Raw genomic sequence first — 18,795 nt, 5'->3', positions numbered from 1 at the left:
GTTGCGGCTCAGGCCTGGGAGCGGAGCCACTCCGCCGGGTCGGCCAGCACCCGGGCCAGGGCTGCGAGCGCGCCGCCGGTCATCGCCGGGTACTGGCCGGCGCGGGCGGGCGACACGGTCAGCGGCGACCAGGGCGCGAAGATCACCAGCTCGTCGAGCCGGGCCGAGACCTCGTCGTGCACGTGGTCGAACAGCTGGCCGAAGGTGCCGCCGAGCACCACCTCGCCGACGTCGACCACGTTGGCCACCGACGCGAGCGCGACGCCGAGCGCCCGGGCGGCCTGCGCCACGGCGGCCGTCGCGCGGGCATCGCGGGCCGCCAGCGCGTCGAGCAGGGCGTCCAGCCCGGCGGTCGACGGCAGGCCCGCGGCGCGCAGCATGGCGTCCTGGCCGGCCAGCGCCTCGAGGCTCCCGTCGGAGACCCGCGGACCGCGGAACGCGTCGACGACGATGTGCCCGATCTCGCCGCTCCAGCCGTGCCGGCCCGGGAAGATCTCGCCGTCCAGCACGATGGCGCCACCGATGCCGACCTCGCCGGAGACGTACGCGAAGCTCGGCGACCCCCGGCGGGCGTGGGCCTCGGCACGCGCCGCGAGGTTGGCCTCGTTGGCCACCCGCGGCGGGAACGCGTGCAGCGCCGGGTGCGCGGACACGACCCCGACGACGTCGACGTCGCGCCAGCCGAGGTTGGGGGCGACCCGCAGCGGGCCCGTCACGCGGTCCACCAGCCCGGGCAGCGCCAGGACCGTGCCCGCGACGCGCACTCCCGCCGACCGCAACCCCTCGATCACGGGTTCCGCGAGCGCGGCGAGCCGGTGCAGCACCTGCGCGGCGTCGACCCCTCGCAGGTCGTCGAGCTCGACGTGCTCGGCCAGCACGCCACCGGCCAGGTCGAGCGCGCGGACGCCCAGGTAGTCGACGTTGACCTCCATGCCGATCCCGGCGACGGTCCCCCTGGCGGGGGCGAGCGGGACGGCGGGGCGGCCGGCGCGCTGGGTCTGCGCGGGGTCGAGCTCGCGGACCAGTCGCGCCTCGATGAGGTGGTCGACCAGCCCCGAGACCGTGGCACGCGCGAGGTCCTCCGACGCGGCGAGCTGGGCCCGCGACAACGGCTCGGCGGCGTCGACGATCCCCCGCAGGACGACCCCGAGGTTCTGGTCGCGCATCTGCGCCTGCCGGGCCACGCGCGACGGGTCGCGGGGCTCGGACATCGACATGGCTTGACCCTACCGGCTGGACGGGATAAATTCATCCGGCAAACTAAATTCGATCATCTCGATGAGGAGACGTGTGATGGCACCGCAGCCCACCCGTGCAGACAAGTTCTCGTTCGGCCTCTGGACGGTCGGCTGGAACGCCCAGGACCAGTTCGGATCCGCCAGCCGCCCGTGGCTGGACCCCGTGGAGTCGGTCCACAAGCTGGCCGAGCTGGGCGCCGCGCACGTGACGTTCCACGACGACGACGTGGTGCCCTTCGGCTCCGACGCCGCCGAGCGCGACCGCATCCTGGCCCGCTTCAAGGGCGCCCTGGACGAGACCGGCATCACGGTCGAGATGGTCACCACCAACACGTTCAGCCACCCGATCTTCAAGGACGGGGCGTTCACCTCGAACGACCGCCGCGTCCGCCGCTACGGCCTGCGCAAGGTGGTCCGCAACGTCGACCTCGCCGCCGAGCTGGGCGCCGACACGTTCGTCATGTGGGGCGGCCGTGAGGGTGCGGAGTACGACTCCGCCAAGGACCTCAACGCCGCGCACGACCGGTACGCCGAGGGCATCGACACCGTCGCCGCGTACATCAAGGAGAAGGGCTACGGGCTGCGCATCGCCATCGAGCCCAAGCCGAACGAGCCCCGCGGCGACATCCTGCTCCCCACGGTCGGGCACGCGCTGGCGCTCATCGCCAAGCTCGAGCACGGCGACATCGTCGGCCTCAACCCGGAGACGGGCCACGAGCAGATGGCCGGCCTGAACTACACCTCGGGCATCGCGCAGGCGCTGTGGGCGGAGAAGCTCTTCCACATCGACCTCAACGGCCAGCGGTCCATCAAGTACGACCAGGACCTGGTGTTCGGCCACGGCGACCTGTTCTCCGCGTTCGCCACCGTGGACCTCGTCGAGAACGGCTTCCCGTCCGGCGGGCCCCGCTACGACGGCCCGCGTCACTTCGACTACAAGCCGTCGCGCACGGAGGACATGAAGGGCGTCTGGGACTCGGCCGCCGCGAACATGTCCACCTACCTGCTGCTCAAGGAGCGCGCGCAGGCGTTCCGGGCCGACCCCGAGGTGCAGGCCGCACTCGAGGAGTCCGGTGTGCTCGAGCTCTCGCAGCCGACGCTGGCCGAGGGCGAGACCCTGTCCGACCTCCTGAACGACCCGTCCGCCTACGAGGAGCTCGACGTCGACGCGGTGGCCGCCCGCGGCTTCGGCTTCGTCCGCCTCAACCAGCTGGCTCTCGAGCACGCCATCGGCGCCCGCTGACCTGTCCCGTCCCGCGACGTCCGAGCAGAGTGGGCCTCTGACCCACCTCTGCTCGGACGTTGCACCTCATTCCTTCCCGCGTCCGGGCAGAGCACCCCTCTGCTCGGACGTTGCGGGTTCACCTGGAGGTAGCTCATGGCACTCGTCGCCGGCATCGACTCGTCGACGCAGTCCTGCAAGGTCGTCGTGCGCGACGCCGACACCGGCGCGCTGGTGCGCACCGGGCGCGCGTCCCACCCCGACGGCACGGAGGTCGCACCCTGGTACTGGTGGGACGCCCTCCAGTCCGCGATCGTCAGCGCGGGGGGTCTCGACGACGTCGACGCGATCTCCGTCGGCGGTCAGCAGCACGGGATGGTCGCGCTCGACGCGGACGGTGCGGTGGTCCGCGACGCGCTCCTGTGGAACGACACCCGCTCCGCGCCCGCCGCTCTGGACCTCATCGAGGAGCTCGGCGGACCGCAGGCGTGGGCCGACGCCATCGGCTCCGTGCCCGTCGCCTCGCTGACCGTGACCAAGCTGCGCTGGCTGCGGGACGCCGAGCCCGAGAACGCCGCACGCGTCGCCGCCGTCGCGCTCCCCCACGACTGGCTGACCTGGCGACTGGCCGGCGCGACCGGCCTCGACGCCCTGGTCACCGACCGCTCCGACGCCTCCGGCACCGGCTACTGGTCGCCCGCCACCGAGGACTACCGCCACGACCTGCTCGAGCTCGCGCTGGGCCACGACGCCCTCGTGCCGCGCGTGCTCGGCCCGTCGGAGGCCGGCCCCCGTTCCACGGGCGGCGCGATCCTCGGCCCCGGCGCCGGTGACAACGCCGCCGCGGCCCTGGCGCTCGGCCTCCTGCCGGGCGACGTCGCCGTGTCCATCGGTACCTCCGGGGTGGTCTCCGCGATCGCCTCGACCGCCACGGCCGACGGCTCCGGCCTGGTCACCGGCTTCGCCGACGCCACCGGGGCCTTCCTGCCGCTCGCTTGCACCCTGAACGCGTCGCGCGTGCTCGACGCGGCCGCCCGGATGCTCGGCGTCGACCACGCGGGGCTGTCCGCGCTGGCCCTCTCCGCACCGGCGGGGGCCGACGGCCTCGTCCTCGTGCCCTACCTGGAGGGCGAGCGCACCCCGAACAAGCCCGACGCCACGGGAGCCCTGCACGGCCTGCGGCTGGCCAACACCACCCCCGCGCACCTGGCCCGCGCGGCCGTCGAGGGCATGCTCTGCGCGCTCGCCGACGGCATCGACGCGCTGCATGCCCAGGGCGTGGCCGTCGAGCGGCTGTTCCTCATCGGGGGCGGCGCGCAGTCGGCCGCCGTGCGCGAGATCGCGCCGTCGGTGCTCGGCCTCGACGTGCTGGTCCCGACGCCCGGTGAGTACGTGGCGGACGGCGCCGCCCGCCAGGCCGCGTGGGTGCTCTCCGGCGGCGCGACCCCGCCGTCCTGGACCTCGGCCTCCGAGGCGACCGCCTACCGCGGCGACCCGGTCCCGAGGATCCGCGAGCAGTACGCCGCGGTGCGCGAGCTCACCGGGACGCGACCCGTCTGAGTGCGGACATGGCGAGAGCCCGGCATCGGGGGATGCCGGGCTCTCGACCGTCGATCAGTGGGCTGCGTCGTACGCGGCCTTGACCTCCGCGGAGATGCGGCCACGCTCGGACACGTGGTGCCCGTGCTCCTTGGCCCACTCGCGGATCGCCTGCGCGTCACCGGACGACGAACGCCGCCCACGAGCAGGCGTCGACCTTCCGGCGGAACGACCGCCGACCTTGCGTGCGTGCCCGACCCACTGGGCAAATGCGTCACGCAGCTCGCTCGCGTGACCACTGGTCAGGTCGATCTCATACGTGACGCCGTCGAGCCCGAACGTCACGGTCTCGTCTGCAGTTCCGCCGTCGATGTCGTCGACCAGCAGAACCTGAACCTTCTGCGCCATTGAGTGCTCCGTCTGACAGATGCGGGGAATGCTGTCGCGTTCACTATCGCATCGGCGCATTATGGCGTCAAACGGTCGGCGGGGATTCCTTCTTCATCGCGGCCAATTCCGCGTCACGCTCCGCGGCATCCATTCTGGCCATTGCCTGCCGTTCGGTGCGGTCCGCATTGACGAGCGCGCGGATGGCGAACCAGAACAACAGACCGACACCGATGGACGGCAGGAGTGCCGCCAGGGCGGTGAGCAGCGGGTTCATGACTGCAACGGCTTCACCAGCGGGAACAGGATGGTCTCGCGAATACCCAGACCGGTGAGGGCCATGAGCAAGCGGTCGATCCCGAGCCCGATGCCCCCGGCGGGCGGCAACGCGTACTCCACGGCCATGAGAAAGTCCTCATCCACGCGCATCGCCTCGTCGTCGCCAGCCGCCGCCAGCAACGCCTGCGCCTCGAAGCGGTTGCGCTGGATCACCGGGTCGACGAGCTCGGAATAGCCGGTCGCCAGCTCGAACCCGCGCACATAGAGGTCCCACTTCTCGACGACACCGGCGACGCTGCGGTGATCACGCACGAGCGGGCTGGTCTCGACCGGGAAATCACGCACGAATGTCGGCGCAAAGAGGTGGTCGCCCACCTGGTGCTCCCACAGCTGTTCCACCAGCTTGCCGTGGCTGAGCCGCTTCGGGTCCACCTCGATGCCGAGCTTGTCGGCGTACACCTGCAACGCGTCCAGCCCGGTCTGCGGCGTGATCTGCTCGCCCAGCGACTCCGACAGCGACCCGTACATGGTCAGCTCGGCCCACTCGCCGCCCAGCTCGTACTCCTCGCCGTCCGGCAGGACGACCACGGTGGTGCCGAGCACGTCCTGCGCCGCGGTCTGCACGAGGTCGCGCGTCAGGGCGGCCATGGTGTCGTAGTCGCCGTAGGACTCGTACGCCTCGAGCATGGCGAACTCCGGGGAGTGCGTGGAGTCGGCGCCCTCGTTGCGGAAGTTCCGGTTGATCTCGAAGACCCGCTCGATGCCGCCGACGAGCGCCCGCTTGAGGAACAACTCGGGCGCGATCCGCAGGTACAGGTCCATGTCGAACGCGTTCATGTGCGTGATGAACGGCCGGGCGGACGCGCCGCCGGGCTGCGTCTGCAGCATCGGCGTCTCGATCTCGATGAAGTCGCGGCGGTGGAAGTTGTCGCGCAGCGAGCGCATGAGCGCCGGGCGCTGGCGGGCGGTCTCGCGCGCCGCCGGCCGCACGATGAGGTCGACGTACCGCTGCCGGACCCGTGCCTCCTCGGACAGCTCGACACCCTCGTAGAGGTTCGGCAGCGGGCGCAGTGACTTGGCCGCCATCTGCCACTCGTCGGCGAACACCGACAGCTCGCCGCGGCGGGACGCGATCACGCGGCCGTGCACGAACAGGTGGTCGCCCAGGTCGACGTCGGTCTTGAACGCCGCGAGCCGCTCCTCACCGACGGCGGCCAGGCTGAACATGGCCTGCAGCCGGTTGCCCTCGCCGTCCTGCAGCGTGGCGAAGCAGAGCTTTCCGCCGATCCGGACGAACACGACGCGACCGGCGACACCGACCTCGTCGTCCGTCTCCTGGCCCGGCTCGAGCTCGGGGTGCTCCGCGCGGACCTGCGCGATCGTGTGCGTGCGCGGCACGCCGACCGGGTACGCCTCGATGCCTGCGGCGAGCATCCGATCCCGCTTCTCGCGCCGCACCCGGAGCTGCTCGGGGGCGTCGTCGGGGGCAGGGGTGCTCTGGGGCGTCTCGCTCACCGGGCGATCTTACCGGCGCGGTCCCGTGGGTCCGGGCTCCAGGTCGAGGGCCAGGTCCAGGATCGGCGACGAGTGCGTGAGCCCGCCCACCGACAGGTAGTCGACCCCCGTCGCCGCCACCTCCCGCGCGCGGTCGAGCGTGAGGTTGCCGGTGGCCTCGAGCTCGACCGCCTCCCCCGTGGCCCGCACCGCCGCGACCACCTCGGTGAGCAACGGCGTCGGCATGTTGTCGAGCAGCAGGAACCGCGCGCCGGCGGCGATCGCCTCCAGGGCCTGCGCGAGGGTGTCCGCCTCCACCTGGATGGTCACGTCGGGGAAGCGTTCCCGGACGGCCGCGACGGCCGCCGCGACGGAGCCCGCGGCGACCACGTGGTTGTCCTTGACCATCGCGACGTCGTACAGGCCCATGCGCTTGTTGGTGCCGCCGCCGCAGCGCACCGCGTACTTCTCCAGCGCGCGCAGGCCGGGGGTCGTCTTGCGGGTGTCGAGCACCTGGGCGCCCGTGCCGTCCAGGGCGTCGGCCCACCGGCGGGTGTGGGTGGCGACGCCGGACGCGCGCGAGGCGAGGTTGAGCAGGGTGCGCTCGGCGACGAGGAGCACCTGCACGGGGCCGCGCAGCACGGCCAGCACGTCACCGCGGGTCACCCGGGTGCCGTCCTGCACACGTTGGTCCACCGTCGGCACCGCCAGCCCGAGCCGGGCGGCGACCTGGCCGACGACCTCGGGCACCACCACCAGCCCGGCGACCACGCCGTCCTGACGGGCCACGAGGTCCGCGGCGCCGACCGCGTCCGGCGGGATCGTCGACTGCGTGGTGACGTCCCGGCCGGGCTCCGGGCCGAGGTCCTCGTCGAGGGCGATCGCGACCGTCCGGGCGAGCCAGGCGGGGTCGAGTGCGGTCATGGCGTCAGCCGATCTGTGCGCGTCGGGAGACCAGGTCGCCGTCGGCGTCGAGCGACAGCTCCAGCCGGACCTGCCAGGCCTGCTCCGTGTCGGGGAAGTCGCTGCGCGCGTGCCCGCCGCGGCTCTCCTCGCGCTCGAGCGCGGCCGCGGTCAGCACGGTGGCCACCTGGTGCACGTTGGTCGTCTCCCACTCGGCCACCTGCGGAGCCGCCAGCCGGCGCCCCTCGTCGGTCCGCAGGTGCGCGTCGGTGGGCACCGCCGCGAGCTGGGCCACGGCGCGGCGCAGCCCGTCGCCGGAGCGCAGGGGTCCCGGTCCGTCCGACGCGATCCGCTGCACCCGCGCACGGGACGCCGCAGCGACCAGCGCCTCGTCACCGGGCCTGGGCACCGGGGTGAGCGGCGGGAGCGCGCCCTGGTGCACCTGCGCGGCGATGTGCCGGGCGGCCCGGGTGGCGAACACCAGGCCCTCGAGCAGCGAGTTCGACGCGAGCCGGTTGGCGCCGTGCACCCCGGTGCAGGCCACCTCGCCGACCGCGTACAGGCCGGGCAGGCTGGTGCGCCCCACCAGGTCCGTGACGACTCCGCCCGAGTGGTAGTGCTGGGCGGGTGCGACCGGGACCAGGTCGGTAGTCATGTCGATGCCGTGCTCGAGCAGGCGCTCGTTGATCGTCGGGAAGCGCGCGCGCAGGAAGTCGTCGCCGAGGTGCCGCGCGTCCAGCCACACGTGGTCCGACCCGGTCGCGGCCATCCGTCGCACGATCGCGTGCGCGACGACGTCCCGGGGGGCGAGCTCCGCCATCGGGTGCACGTCAGGCATGAACCGGACGCCGTCGGTGTCCAGCAGGAGCGCACCCTCACCGCGCACCGCCTCGGAGACGAGCGTCAGCTGACCCTTCACGCCCGAGCCGAGCCAGAGCACCGTGGGGTGGAACTGCACGAACTCGACGTCGCCCAGCACCGCACCCGCGCGCAGCGCCGCCGCGATGCCGTCGCCGGTCGCCTGCGCCGGGTTGGTCGAGGAGCGGTAGACCTGGCCGATGCCCCCGGTGGCCAGCACGACCGCACGACCCAGGGCGGCGCCGACGCCGTCGCGCTGCCCCTCCCCGATGACGTGGAGCGTGACGCCGCACGCGCGACCGGGGGTGCCGTCCGGTCCCGGCGGACCCGTGAGCACGTCCAGCACGAGCGCGTGCTCGATGACCTCGATGCCCGGGTCCTCACGCACGGCCTCGATCTGCGCGACCAGCGCGCGGGAGATCTCCGCGCCCGTGGCGTCGCCGCCCGCGTGCGCGATCCGGTCGGCGTGGTGCCCGCCCTCGCGCGTGAGCGAGATGCTGCCGTCCGAGGTGGTGTCGAACACCGCGCCGCGAGCGACGAGCTCCCGCACCCGCGCGGGACCCTCGGTGACCAGCACCTCGACCGCCCGCGGGTCGCACAGGCCGGCACCGGCGACGAGCGTGTCCTGCAGGTGGGCCGACGGGGAGTCAGAGGGGTCCAGGGCGGCGGCGATGCCTCCCTGCGCCCACACGGTGGAGCCCGACGCGAGGATGTCCTTGGTGACCAGCAGGACGCGGGGCACGCGGGTGCGCAGCTCGAGCGCGGCGGTCAGGCCGGCGATGCCGGAGCCGACGACGACCGCGTCGGCCTCCACCGTCCAGCCGGGTTCGGGCGCGGCGAGGCGGGTGGCGAGGCGGGTCACCGCCCGACCATCGCACGTCCCTGCGCGAACGGCACACCGCTCGGTTCCAGCCCGGACCAGCCGTCCGGGACCTGGCCGGGGTCGTCCCCGACCTCGACGACCCGGTTCTGGGCGTCCACGAGCACGACGTGCGGCTCGTAGGTGCGGGCCTCCGCGTCGGACAGCTGCCCGTAGGCGATGAGGATGACGACGTCCCCGGGGTGCACCAGGTGGGCGGCCGCACCGTTGATGCAGACCTGCCCGGAGCCCGGCTCGCCCGCGATGGCGTAGGTGGTCAGCCGCGCGCCGCTGGTGACGTCCACGACGTCCACCTGCTGGCCCGGCAGCACGTCCGCCGCCGCGAGCAGGTCCGCGTCCACGGTGATCGAGCCGACGTAGTGCAGGTCCGCCTGCGTGACGGTGGCGCGGTGGATCTTGCCGGTCATCATCGTGCGCACCAAGGAGGTCACGCGCCCACCTGCACGACCGCGTTGTCGATGAGCCGCGTGGACCCGACGGTGGCCGCGACGAGCAGCAGGGCCTCACCGGCGAAGTCGTCGGAGACCTCCGTGAAGGTCATCGGATCGACCAGTCCGACGTAGTCGACCTCGGTCTCCTGCATCGCGAGGCGGGCACGCTTGCGGATCTCGTCGGCGGTCCCCCGGGCGTGCAGCGCCCGGGACAGCCCGAGGGCGCGCCGGCGCTCGTCGTCGCTCAGGTAGGCGTTGCGGCTGGACAGGGCGATCCCGTCCTCGTCGCGCACGATCGGCGCCCCGACCACCGTCACCGGCACGTCGAGGTCCCGGACCATCCGCCGCACCGCGGCCAGCTGCTGCGCGTCCTTGGCGCCGAACAGCGCGACCTCCGGGCGCGTCAGGTGCAGGAGCTTGAGCACCACGGTGAGCACGCCGTCGAGGTGACCCGGCCGGCTCACACCCTCGAGCACGTCCCCGATCGACCCGGCGCTCACGCGCACGATCGGGTCGCCGTCCGGGTACACGACCTCGGGACCGGGGGCGAAGACGATGTCGTCCGGACCGAGCAGGCCGGGCCCGGAGAGCAGCGCGAGGTCGCGGTGCAGGTCACGCGGGTACCGGGAGAGGTCCTCCGTCGGTGAGAACTGCAACGGGTTGACGAAGATCGTCACGACGACGGCGTCCGCGAGCTCGCGTGCGCGGGACACCAGCGAGAGGTGGCCGGCGTGCAGGGCACCCATGGTCATGACGACCGCCCGGCGGTAGGGCCGAGCGGTGTGCGCGGTACCCGCGTGGCCCTCGGTGCGAGGCACAGCCTGCACGTCCTGCACGGCGAGCGCCGCCGCCAGCTCCTCGCGCGTGTGCACGAGGGTCGGCGTCTGGGTCTGCGTGGTCATTCGTCCTCCTGCGGGTCCGGCCCGTCGTCCACCTGCAACGTCCCGGCGTCCTCGTTGATGCCGTCCAGCAGCTCCTGTGCCGCGGCCGACGAGATCAGGCCCGCCGCCAGTGCGCGACCGGTTGCCGAGCGCGCCAGGGCACGGTATCCCGCGACGACGTCGACCGCCCCCGTGGATGCGGCGAACGTGGTCAGGGCCACACCGTGCTCGCGGACCGTCCCCGCGTCCCCGCGCCGCACCGGACCGGTCAGCGCGGTGATGGCGCCGGGTCCGTCGGTCGACTCCGCGCGCAGGGCGCCGTCGAGCGCGGCCTCCAGCAGCGGGGTGAGCATGCGGCCGGGGTCCGCGACGCCCGCCGCCGCCAGCGCCTGGGCGGCCTGCGCGACGAGCACGACGAGGTGGTTCGCGCCGTGCGCCAGGGCAGCGTGATAGAGGCCGCGGGCCTCCTCGGCGAGCACCACCGGCTCGCCGCCGATCTCCACGACGAGCGCCTGCCCGATCGGCAGCACCGGGGCCGGCGCGGTGACCGCGAACGAGCAGCCGACCAGCCGGGAGAGATCGAGGGACGTGCCCGTGAACGTCATCGCCGGGTGCAGCGCGAGCGGGATGACCCCCGCCGCGCGGGCGGGGCCCAGCACGTCGACGCCGAACCGCCCCGACGTGTGCACGACGATCTGGCCCACCTGCCACGCGCCGAGGTCCGCCAGCCCGCGCACCAGGTCCGGGAGCGCGTCGTCGGGGACCGTGAGGAGCACCAGCTCGGAGCGACGGACGACCTCGGGGATGTCGAGCACCGGGATGCCCGGCAGGAGTGTCGACGCGCGCTCGCGCGACGCCTCCGAGATCGCGGAGACCGCCACCACCGGGTGACCGGCGGCGCGCAGCGCGCTGCCCAGCACCGCACCGACGCGGCCGGTCCCGATGACCCCGACACCGAGCCGACCCGGGCGGTCCGCCGGGTCCGGTGGGGTCACGCGCCCGCTCCGGCCGGACCGGTCGTCGAGGGCGCATCGGCCTGCGCCTCGGTCGGCGGCGGCGTCGTCGGCTCCGGGTCGTGGTCCGTCGGTGTCGGCSCACCGACGGCGCGCATCCACTGCTCCGGCGTGGCGGACGCGCGGGCGGTCCACGCACGCTCCGCCTGCTCGTCGAGCAGGGCCGCCGCGACGCCGGCGTCGAGGTGCTGGACGCTCGGGGCCACCGGTCCGGGGGTGGAGTGCAGGACGAAGGACGCCAGCCCGAGCCGCCGCTGGAGCGGACCCTGCGCGAGACCGAGCGACTGGGTGCGCTCGTGCGGCACCACGTCGACGCTGCGCCAGATCCGACCCGACCGCGTGACCAGTGCACGGTCGGTGACGCGCACACCGTGCCGGCGCCAGCCGACGGGGTCTACCCAGCGCGCACGTCGCGGCGCGGCCGTGAACCCGCCGTCCGTGTCCTTGCCGGTCATCGCGGCCTCGACGAGCGCCGTCGGGTCGTCGACCCCCAGGTCCGGCAGGACGAGCCACAGCGCGGTCATCGCCTCGCCGCGCGTGGCCACCGGGTGCAGCACGGTGTCCCGCTGCTGCTGGTCGCTCTGGCCGTAGCCCGCCACGTTGATCTCGACACGCCACCAGTCGGGTCCGCGCCAAAGCGGCCCCTGCCGCAGGCGGATGGCCTGCACGCGACCGGGCGGCACCGTCTGGGCGCGCGCCTCGGTCAGCCCGTGCCGCAGGCGGATGCCGTCGGGCGAGATCGCGGCGCGGAAGTTGGCGCCCTGGTTGATCCGGCTCCACACGTACGTCACCGCTCCGAACAGGGGCGCGACGAGCACGAACGCGGCGCTGATGTCCCGGGACGCGATGCTCAGCGCGATCGCACCGGCCACGATGAGCAGCAGCGTCGGCACCGTGCCGGACCGCAGCGTGGCCTTGACCAGCCGACCCATCGGCAGCTCGTACACCTGGCGCTCGGGGGCGACGTCGAACGGCTGCGGCACCGCCGCGCCCGCGGTCGGTTGCTCGGCGTCGGCCACCTGCACCGCCCCCGGGCGCTGCAGCCCCGCGGCCAGCGCGAGCAGCTCCGCACGCAGCGCCTCCGCCTCGGCCTCCCGCAGGAACGCGAGCGACACCGCGGACCCGCTGCCGCCGGCGACCTCGAGCTTGAGCTCGGCCAGCCCGACCAGCCGGGCGAGCAGCGGCTGCACCACGTCGACCGCCTGCAGCCGGTCGAGCCGCGCCTGGCGCTGCTGCCGGAACAGGATGCCGGTGCGCAGGTGCACGGCCTCGTCGGTGACCGCGAACCGGGTCACGCGCCACGCGACCGCCGAGTAGCCGAAGCCGATCAGACCGATCAGCAGGATGCCGCCGAGCAGCAGCAGGAACGCCGTGCCGTGCAGGAGGTCGATCGCCTGCTCGATGTTCTCGCCCACCTGGAACCAGCCGATGGCCAGCACCGCGACCAGGACCTTCCAGCCCTTGAGCGCCGGGGTGACGGGGTGCATCCGGCGCCAGCCGGTGACGTCGTCGACGCTCTCGGTCTCCCTGTCCGGCGCACCGGGCGCTCCGGGCGTACGGGGTGCGCTGGGCGCACCGGGTGCGCTGGGCGTGCCGGGTGTGCTGGGCGTGCCGGGTGCGCTGGTCACAGCCCCGCCAGCCGCGCCTCGCCGCGGGAGGCCATCCGGTCGCGCAGGCGCGCGGCCTCGTGCGGCGGCAGCCCGTCGATCGACGCGCTCGTGGCCGGTGACGCCGTGTGCAGCTGCACGGAGGCGATCCCGAACCTGCGCGCGAGCGGACCCGCGTTGACGTCCACGTACTGCATGCGCCCGTACGGCACCACGACGAGCGAGCGGAACATGATGCCGCGCCGCACCAGCAGGTCGTCCGCACGCTCCGCGTACGCCATCGCGTTCACCTGGCGCGGTACCAACCACACGATCCACAGGGCCAGCAGCGCGACCACCGCGGGGAACACCCACAGCCAGCCCTCGCCGACGAGCACCGCCATGAGGACGAGCAGGACGAGGATCGGGGTGAGCACGATCGCCGTGACGGTCAGCCGCGCGCCGATGAGCCGCCGCGACACAGGCGTCCAGGTGACGTCGGCAGGGTCGAACGGCTCGCGCGTGCTGCGAGGGTCAGCCGGGGCGGCGTCGGAGGTCATGGGGCCATCATTCCACCTGGTCAGGTGGCGGTCGGGTCCGGTGCGGGATGCTCGCGCGCGGCCTCGGTCCCCTCCTCGGGCGGGGGCACCCGGCAGAACCACTCGACGACGAGGCCGACCACCGCGAGCACCACGGCGCCGCCCGCCGCGACGCCCGCCGCGACGGCTCGGCCGCGGTTGCCCGGGACGCCCAGGTCACTGACCAGCGCGAGCACCTGCCCGCCGTACCAGCCGGCGAGCAGCGCGCCCGTGTAGCAGGACGCCTTGGCCAGCACGGCCGTGCGCGCGGCACGGATGGGGTCCAGCGTCGGCCGCTTGCCGCGCAGGAACTGCCGCACGGCCCAGCCCATGGAGAACACGACCGCGGCGATGAGCAGCTCGACGGCCACCACCAGCCCCGGCACGGACGGGAGCAGGCCGCCGCGCCCGGCGACCGCGCGCAGCACGATCCACGTGACGGCGGCCCCGGCGACGGCGACGAGCAGGAGGGTCTGCCAGCGGGTGCGGTGCATCACGCGTCCAGGACCTCCGGGCCCGGTCGGGGGCCGGCCGGGACGCCGGCGGTGTCGTTGCCGACCGCCGGGATCGGGGCGGTCAGCCAGTCGAGCGCGAGCCAGCGCACGCCGTCGCGGTCCGGTGCGGTCGCGGCCAGCGCACCGACCGGCCCGCCACCCAGGCCCGGCAGCACCGCGTGCGGGGCCACCTGCGCCCACGGCTGCAGCACGAACGCACGCTCGTGCGCGCGCGGGTGCGGGAGCTCGAGGTCGTCGGTCACGGCGAGCACCGAGCCGTACAGCACGATGTCGATGTCCAGCGTGCGCGGCCCCCAGCGCTCGTGCCGCTCGCGCCCGTGCGCCTGCTCGATCGCCTGGGTCGCCCGCAGCAGCTCGCGGGGCGCGAGCGTGGTCGTGGCCAGCACGACGGCGTTGAGGTAGTCGGCCTGCTCGGGTCCGCCCACGGCCGAGGTGCGCGCCAGGGCCGAGACCTCGACGACCTCCACCCCGGGGGTGCCGGCGAGGTCGCTCACGGCCTCGCGCAGGGTCTCCTGCGCCGGGCCGAGGTTCGCGCCGAGCGCGAGCACGATCTCGACCGGCCCGTCGGGCGCCTGGTCCAGCGCGTCCGTGACGAGCTCGCCGTCCACGACGGCCTCGGGGATCGTCTCCAGCTCGGTCGACCGCGTGTCCGGTCCCCCCACCGAGAGCTCTCCGGGAGCGGGGGCGACGACGGCGTCGGCCCACTGACCGGCGGGCAGGGCGGCGGCGACCGCGGGGGCGCCGGGCGCCGGGGTGACGGGGAACGCGGCGGTGGACGTGGGGACGGGCCGGGAGACCGGCTCGGCGGCCGTCGGGCGCGGGAGGTACGGCTCCGCGGCCGGGAGCTTGGTCCGGTCGCGGTGGATGGCGACGACGACGTCCCCGAACGGCACCTGGATGGGCGCGTGCGGCTTGTGCACGGCGACGTCGACGGCCTGGACCACCCCGGAGGCGAGGACGGTCGCGGCGATCCGCTCGGCCACGGTCTCGATGAGGTCGACCGGCTCCCCGGACAGGACGGCAGCCACCTGCTCCGCCAGCGCGCCGTAGTCGAGCGTGTGCGCGAGGTCGTCGCGCGCCGCGGCCCGCCGCGTGTCGAGGTGCACGACGACGTCCGCGACGAACGTCTGCCCCTCGCGCCGCTCGTGCTCGAACACGCCGTGGTACCCGAGGGCCGTGATGCCCGTCAGCCTGATCTGGTCGAGCCGACGCCCGCTGGCGTCCAGCGCGTCCGGTCGGCTCTCGTCGTTCGTGGTCACCGCGTGCTCCCTCCGGTTCTCGCGTCCTCGTCGACGGCCAGCTCGTCGTCACCGGGTTCGGCACCGGCACCCGCGCTGGTCGCAGCCGTGCCTGTCGCACCCTGCCACGCCGCCGCCACCCGAACGGCGTCGGCCGAGCCTGCCACCTCGTGCACCCGCACGCACCAGGCTCCCGCGACCGCGGCCAGCGCGGTCACCGCCGCCGTGGCACGGTCACGCGCGAGCGGCGGCGCGGGTTCGGCGTCCGGGCCCGCCAGCAGGTGCCCGAGGAAGCGCTTGCGGCTCGCACCGACCAGCACCGGGAAGCCGTCGGCCACCAGCTCGGGCAGCCGCGCCAGCAGGGGCCAGTTGCTGCTCCCCGCCTTCGCGAACCCGAGGCCGGGGTCGAGCACCACCTGGTCGTCGCGCACCCCCGCGGCGCGCAGCGCGTCGACGCGGGCGGCGAGCTCGCGGCGCACGTCGGTCACCACGTCGTCGTAGTCGTCGAGGTCGTCCATCACGTCGGCGTGGCCGCGCCAGTGCATCGCCACGTAGACCACGCCGGTGTCGGCGACCGCGGAGTACATCGCGTCGTCGGCCAGGCCGCCCGAGACGTCGTTGACGATCGCGGCGCCGCGCCCGACGGCCGCACGGGCGACCACCGCGCGGGTGGTGTCCACGCTCACCGTCGCACCGCGGTCCACCAGCTCCTCGACCACCGGCAGCACCCGGGCCAGCTCGTCCTCGACCGCGACGCGGCGGGACCCCGGCCGGGTCGACTCGCCGCCGACGTCGAGCAGGTCCGCGCCCTGCTCCAGCAGCTCGAGGCCGTGTGCCACCGCGGCGCCGGGCGTGAACCACCGGCCTCCGTCGGAGAAGGAGTCCGGCGTGACGTTGACGACGCCCATCACGAGCGTCCGCCCGAGATCGTGCAACCGTGCCGGCAGCGGTGCCGGACGGGAGGAGCCTGGGCCTGTCACGGTGCGAGCCTAGGGTCTGCCGGGCGTCAGCGGCCGAGCACGAGGCTCATGGCCTCTGCGCGGGTGGCGACGTCACGCATCTGCCCGCGCACCGCCGAGGTGACCGTGCGCGACCCCGGCTTGCGGACGCCGCGCATCGACATGCACAGGTGCTCGCACTCGACGACGACGAGCACGCCACGCGGCTGCAGCTCGGCGACGAGCGCGTCGGCGATCTGCGAGGTGAGCCGCTCCTGCACCTGCGGGCGCCGTGCGTACACGTCGACCAGTCGTGCGAGCTTGCTCAGGCCGGTGATGCGGCCGTCGGTGCCCGGGATGTAGCCGACGTGGGCGACGCCGTGGAACGGCACGAGGTGGTGCTCGCAGGTGGAGTACACCTCGATGTCCTTGACCAGCACCATCTCCTCGTGACCGATGTCGAAGGTGGTGGTCAGGACGTCACCGGGCTCCTGGTAGAGGCCCGCGAAGATCTCCCGGTACGCCCGCGCGACTCGCGCCGGGGTCTCCCGCAGCCCCTCGCGGTCGGGGTCCTCCCCCACCGCGACGAGCAGCTCGCGGATGGCGGCCTCGACGCGGTCCTGGTCGTACTCGCCCACGGCCGCGCCGGTGAACGTCACCGGACCGATGTCGGACACCTGCTCCTGTGCCACCGCGCGGCCCCTACGCGTCCGGGGTCTGCGACGGCGGGACCTCGATGACCTGCTCCTTCGGGTGACCGAAGGCCGCGGCGGCCTCGTCCTCGGGGATGATCGGGTGCCCGTTCTGGGCGGCCTTCTCCGCGGCGGTCATCACAGGCGGCCGGTCGGACACCGCGCGCTGGTCGCTGGACAGCCACACCTGGCGCGGGGGGCGCTTGGTGATCGGGGCGAAGATCGTGGCCAGCTGCTCCTGGTTGAGCGTCTCCTTCTCGAGGAGCTCCAGGACCAGGGCGTCGAGCACGTCGCGGTACTCGACCAGGATCTCCCAGGCCTCGTCGTGCGCCCGCTCGATCAGGGAGCGCACCTCGATGTCGATCGACGCCGCGATGTCCTCGGAGTAGTCCCTCCCGTGGCCCATGTCGCGGCCCATGAACACCTCGCCGGAGGCCTGGCCGAGCTGGATCGCGCCGAGCCTGGCACTCATCCCGAACTGCGTGACCATCTTGCGGGCCGTCGCCGACGCCTTCTCGATGTCGTTGCTGGCACCCGTGGTCGGGTCATGGAAGACCAGCTCCTCGGCGACGCGGCCACCCATGGCGTAGGCCAGCGTGTCCAGCAGCTCGTTGCGGGTGGTCGAGTACTTGTCCTCGGTGGGCATGACCATCGTGTACCCGAGCGCGCGGCCGCGCGGCAGGATCGTCACCTTGGTGACCGGGTCGGTGTACCGGAGCGCCGCCGCGACGATGGCGTGACCACCCTCGTGGTACGCGGTGATCTTGATCTCCTTCGAGTTCATGATCCGCGTGCGCTTCTGCGGCCCCGCGATGACGCGGTCGATCGCCTCGTCCAGCGTGTGGTCGGTGATCGTCTGCTGGCCCGTGCGGGCGGTGAGCAGCGCGGCCTCGTTGAGCACGTTCGCCAGGTCGGCACCGGTGAACCCGGGGGTCCGGCGGGCGACGACGTTCAGGTCGACGTGCGGCGCCATCGGCTTGCCCTGCGAGTGCACCGCGAGGATCCGCTCGCGGCCCTTGAGGTCCGGCGGGTCCACGGCGACCTGGCGGTCGAAGCGGCCGGGACGCAGCAGGGCGGGGTCGAGGATGTCGGGCCGGTTGGTGGCCGCGATGAGGATGACGTTCGCGTTGACGTCGAAGCCGTCCATCTCGACGAGCATCTGGTTGAGCGTCTGCTCGCGCTCGTCGTGCCCGCCGCCCATGCCGGCGCCGCGGTGGCGGCCGACGGCGTCGATCTCGTCGATGAAGATGATCGCCGGGGCGTTCTCCTTGGCCTGGTTGAACAGGTCACGGACGCGGCTGGCGCCGACGCCGACGAACATCTCGACGAAGTCCGAGCCGGAGATCGAGTAGAACGGCACACCCGCCTCGCCGGCGACCGCGCGGGCCAGCAGCGTCTTGCCGGTTCCGGGCGGGCCGTACAGCAGGACGCCCTTGGGGATCTTGGCGCCGACGGCCTGGAACTTGGCCGGCTCCGCGAGGAACTCCTTGATCTCCTGGAGCTCCTCGACCGCCTCGTCGACACCCGCGACGTCCGAGAACGTGACCTGCGGGGACTCCTTGTTGACCAGCTTGGCCTTCGACTTGCCGAAGCTCATGACCCGCGAGCCGCCGCCCTGCATGTTCGACATCAGGAACCAGAAGATCCCCAGGATGATGATCAGCGGCAGGATGAAGCTGAGGATGCTGGCCCACCACGACGTCTGCGGGACGACCGAGGTGTAGCCCTTCTCCATGTCCGCGTCCGCGATGGCGGCCACGACGGACTCGCCCTGCGGGACGACGTAGTTGAACTGGACCAGCTTGCCCAGGTTGTCCTCGCCCTTGGTGAAGTCCTCCGTGAGGGTCAGGTCGACGCGCTGGACGCCCTCGGTGATCTTCGCCTGCTCGACCTTGCCGTCCGCGATGAGCGTGAGGCCGTCCGACGTGTCGATCTTGCTGATCTTCGGGGCCGCGAGCGTGGACGCGCCGATGTACAGCAGGATCACGGCGATGACGACCCACAGGATGGGGCCACGGGCAAGTCGCTTGACGTTCATGGGCGATCGGGGCAGGGCCCCTCAACCTCCGCTCGCGGGACAGGTGGCCTCGAAGTTACACGGGGAACCTGGGCGGGACCGACCG

General features: G+C 73.5%; 18 protein-coding genes. 2 read left to right on the top strand and 16 right to left on the bottom strand.

Annotation, left to right across the window (positions count from 1 at the left end; genetic code table 11):
• Nucleotides 1-8 precede the first annotated feature (8 nt).
• Nucleotides 9-1,217, bottom strand: a complete 1,209-nt coding sequence (locus AC1DXT_RS03340; protein ID WP_477059942.1) for an ROK family protein — start codon at nucleotides 1,215-1,217, stop codon at nucleotides 9-11.
• A gap of 76 nt (nucleotides 1,218-1,293) precedes the next feature.
• On the opposite strand from AC1DXT_RS03340, the gene xylA reads away from it, so the two are divergent.
• Together xylA and xylB are read left to right on the top strand one after the other, a co-directional pair.
• Nucleotides 1,294-2,481 (top strand): xylose isomerase, encoded by a 1,188-nt coding sequence (gene xylA, locus AC1DXT_RS03335; RefSeq protein ID WP_477059941.1) that lies wholly within the window; start codon nucleotides 1,294-1,296, stop codon nucleotides 2,479-2,481.
• Between the two features lie 135 nt (nucleotides 2,482-2,616).
• Nucleotides 2,617-4,020: a xylulokinase gene (xylB, locus tag AC1DXT_RS03330; RefSeq protein ID WP_477059940.1), complete on the top strand. Its 1,404-nt coding sequence runs from the start codon at nucleotides 2,617-2,619 to the stop codon at nucleotides 4,018-4,020.
• 54 nt (nucleotides 4,021-4,074) lie between these two features.
• On the opposite strand, the gene AC1DXT_RS03325 is transcribed toward xylB, so the two are convergent.
• The 15 genes from AC1DXT_RS03325 to ftsH all read right to left on the bottom strand — a co-directional run bounded on the left by AC1DXT_RS03325 (nucleotide 4,075) and on the right by ftsH (nucleotide 18,710).
• On the bottom strand, nucleotides 4,075-4,407 hold the full coding sequence (locus AC1DXT_RS03325) for a histone-like nucleoid-structuring protein Lsr2 (protein ID WP_477059939.1): 333 nt from the start codon (nucleotides 4,405-4,407) through the stop codon (nucleotides 4,075-4,077).
• A gap of 67 nt (nucleotides 4,408-4,474) precedes the next feature.
• Nucleotides 4,475-4,663, bottom strand: a complete 189-nt coding sequence (locus tag AC1DXT_RS03320; RefSeq protein WP_056085743.1) for a hypothetical protein — start codon at nucleotides 4,661-4,663, stop codon at nucleotides 4,475-4,477.
• Nucleotides 4,660-6,180 carry a lysine--tRNA ligase gene (gene lysS / locus AC1DXT_RS03315; RefSeq protein WP_477059938.1) on the bottom strand — a complete coding sequence of 507 codons (1,521 nt, stop codon included), beginning with the start codon at nucleotides 6,178-6,180 and terminating at the stop codon, nucleotides 4,660-4,662. The genes AC1DXT_RS03320 and lysS overlap by 4 nt, the downstream gene beginning before the upstream one ends.
• A 9-nt stretch (nucleotides 6,181-6,189) precedes the next feature.
• Nucleotides 6,190-7,083 carry a carboxylating nicotinate-nucleotide diphosphorylase gene (gene nadC / locus AC1DXT_RS03310; protein ID WP_477059937.1) on the bottom strand — a complete coding sequence of 298 codons (894 nt, stop codon included), beginning with the start codon at nucleotides 7,081-7,083 and terminating at the stop codon, nucleotides 6,190-6,192.
• Nucleotides 7,084-7,087: 4 nt separating this feature from the next.
• The gene (locus tag AC1DXT_RS03305; protein WP_477059936.1) at nucleotides 7,088-8,782 is read right to left on the bottom strand and encodes an L-aspartate oxidase; all 1,695 of its coding nucleotides are present in this window, start codon (nucleotides 8,780-8,782) and stop codon (nucleotides 7,088-7,090) included.
• On the bottom strand, nucleotides 8,779-9,231 hold the full coding sequence (panD, locus tag AC1DXT_RS03300; protein ID WP_477059935.1) for an aspartate 1-decarboxylase: 453 nt from the start codon (nucleotides 9,229-9,231) through the stop codon (nucleotides 8,779-8,781). The genes AC1DXT_RS03305 and panD overlap by 4 nt, the downstream gene beginning before the upstream one ends.
• Nucleotides 9,228-10,133, bottom strand: a complete 906-nt coding sequence (gene panC, locus AC1DXT_RS03295) for a pantoate--beta-alanine ligase (RefSeq protein WP_477059934.1) — start codon at nucleotides 10,131-10,133, stop codon at nucleotides 9,228-9,230. Before panC ends, panD begins: the two co-directional genes overlap by 4 nt.
• Nucleotides 10,130-11,107, bottom strand: coding sequence for a Rossmann-like and DUF2520 domain-containing protein (locus AC1DXT_RS03290; RefSeq protein WP_477059933.1), 978 nt, complete (start codon nucleotides 11,105-11,107; stop codon nucleotides 10,130-10,132). Before AC1DXT_RS03290 ends, panC begins: the two co-directional genes overlap by 4 nt.
• Nucleotides 11,104-12,612 carry a PH domain-containing protein gene (locus tag AC1DXT_RS03285; RefSeq protein WP_477060807.1) on the bottom strand — a complete coding sequence of 503 codons (1,509 nt, stop codon included), beginning with the start codon at nucleotides 12,610-12,612 and terminating at the stop codon, nucleotides 11,104-11,106. Before AC1DXT_RS03285 ends, AC1DXT_RS03290 begins: the two co-directional genes overlap by 4 nt.
• Nucleotides 12,613-12,749: 137 nt before the next feature.
• Complete coding sequence (locus AC1DXT_RS03280; RefSeq protein WP_477059932.1) at nucleotides 12,750-13,271, bottom strand: PH domain-containing protein; 522 nt, start codon at nucleotides 13,269-13,271, stop codon at nucleotides 12,750-12,752.
• Nucleotides 13,272-13,291: 20 nt separating this feature from the next.
• The gene (locus tag AC1DXT_RS03275; RefSeq protein ID WP_477060806.1) at nucleotides 13,292-13,783 is read right to left on the bottom strand and encodes a DUF3180 domain-containing protein; all 492 of its coding nucleotides are present in this window, start codon (nucleotides 13,781-13,783) and stop codon (nucleotides 13,292-13,294) included.
• Nucleotides 13,783-15,063 (bottom strand): 2-amino-4-hydroxy-6-hydroxymethyldihydropteridine diphosphokinase, encoded by a 1,281-nt coding sequence (folK, locus tag AC1DXT_RS03270; protein ID WP_477059931.1) that lies wholly within the window; start codon nucleotides 15,061-15,063, stop codon nucleotides 13,783-13,785. The genes AC1DXT_RS03275 and folK overlap by 1 nt, the downstream gene beginning before the upstream one ends.
• Complete coding sequence (folP, locus tag AC1DXT_RS03265) at nucleotides 15,060-15,950, bottom strand: dihydropteroate synthase (protein WP_477060805.1); 891 nt, start codon at nucleotides 15,948-15,950, stop codon at nucleotides 15,060-15,062. The genes folK and folP overlap by 4 nt, the downstream gene beginning before the upstream one ends.
• Before the next feature lie 98 nt (nucleotides 15,951-16,048).
• Nucleotides 16,049-16,648 (bottom strand): GTP cyclohydrolase I FolE, encoded by a 600-nt coding sequence (folE, locus tag AC1DXT_RS03260; RefSeq protein WP_477060804.1) that lies wholly within the window; start codon nucleotides 16,646-16,648, stop codon nucleotides 16,049-16,051.
• Nucleotides 16,649-16,682: 34 nt separating this feature from the next.
• Nucleotides 16,683-18,710 (bottom strand): ATP-dependent zinc metalloprotease FtsH, encoded by a 2,028-nt coding sequence (gene ftsH, locus AC1DXT_RS03255; protein ID WP_477059930.1) that lies wholly within the window; start codon nucleotides 18,708-18,710, stop codon nucleotides 16,683-16,685.
• Nucleotides 18,711-18,795 lie beyond the last annotated feature (85 nt).

This window comes from Cellulomonas sp. P1_G12_2 (assembly GCF_056405535.1).
Note: the sequence above shows the minus strand (reverse complement) of the source record. Positions and strands in the feature narration are given on the sequence as shown.

Coding starts and splice junctions, on each gene's coding strand:
- panC (WP_477059934.1), bottom strand. CDS start 10,133: ATGACCACGCAGACCCAGACGCCGACCCTCGTGCACACGCGCGAGGAG.
- AC1DXT_RS03275 (WP_477060806.1), bottom strand. CDS start 13,783: ATGCACCGCACCCGCTGGCAGACCCTCCTGCTCGTCGCCGTCGCCGGG.
- AC1DXT_RS03340 (WP_477059942.1), bottom strand. CDS start 1,217: ATGTCGATGTCCGAGCCCCGCGACCCGTCGCGCGTGGCCCGGCAGGCG.
- AC1DXT_RS03325 (WP_477059939.1), bottom strand. CDS start 4,407: ATGGCGCAGAAGGTTCAGGTTCTGCTGGTCGACGACATCGACGGCGGA.
- ftsH (WP_477059930.1), bottom strand. CDS start 18,710: ATGAACGTCAAGCGACTTGCCCGTGGCCCCATCCTGTGGGTCGTCATC.
- xylA (WP_477059941.1), top strand. CDS start 1,294: ATGGCACCGCAGCCCACCCGTGCAGACAAGTTCTCGTTCGGCCTCTGG.
- AC1DXT_RS03320 (WP_056085743.1), bottom strand. CDS start 4,663: ATGAACCCGCTGCTCACCGCCCTGGCGGCACTCCTGCCGTCCATCGGT.
- folP (WP_477060805.1), bottom strand. CDS start 15,950: ATGGGCGTCGTCAACGTCACGCCGGACTCCTTCTCCGACGGAGGCCGG.
- AC1DXT_RS03280 (WP_477059932.1), bottom strand. CDS start 13,271: ATGACCTCCGACGCCGCCCCGGCTGACCCTCGCAGCACGCGCGAGCCG.
- nadC (WP_477059937.1), bottom strand. CDS start 7,083: ATGACCGCACTCGACCCCGCCTGGCTCGCCCGGACGGTCGCGATCGCC.
- xylB (WP_477059940.1), top strand. CDS start 2,617: ATGGCACTCGTCGCCGGCATCGACTCGTCGACGCAGTCCTGCAAGGTC.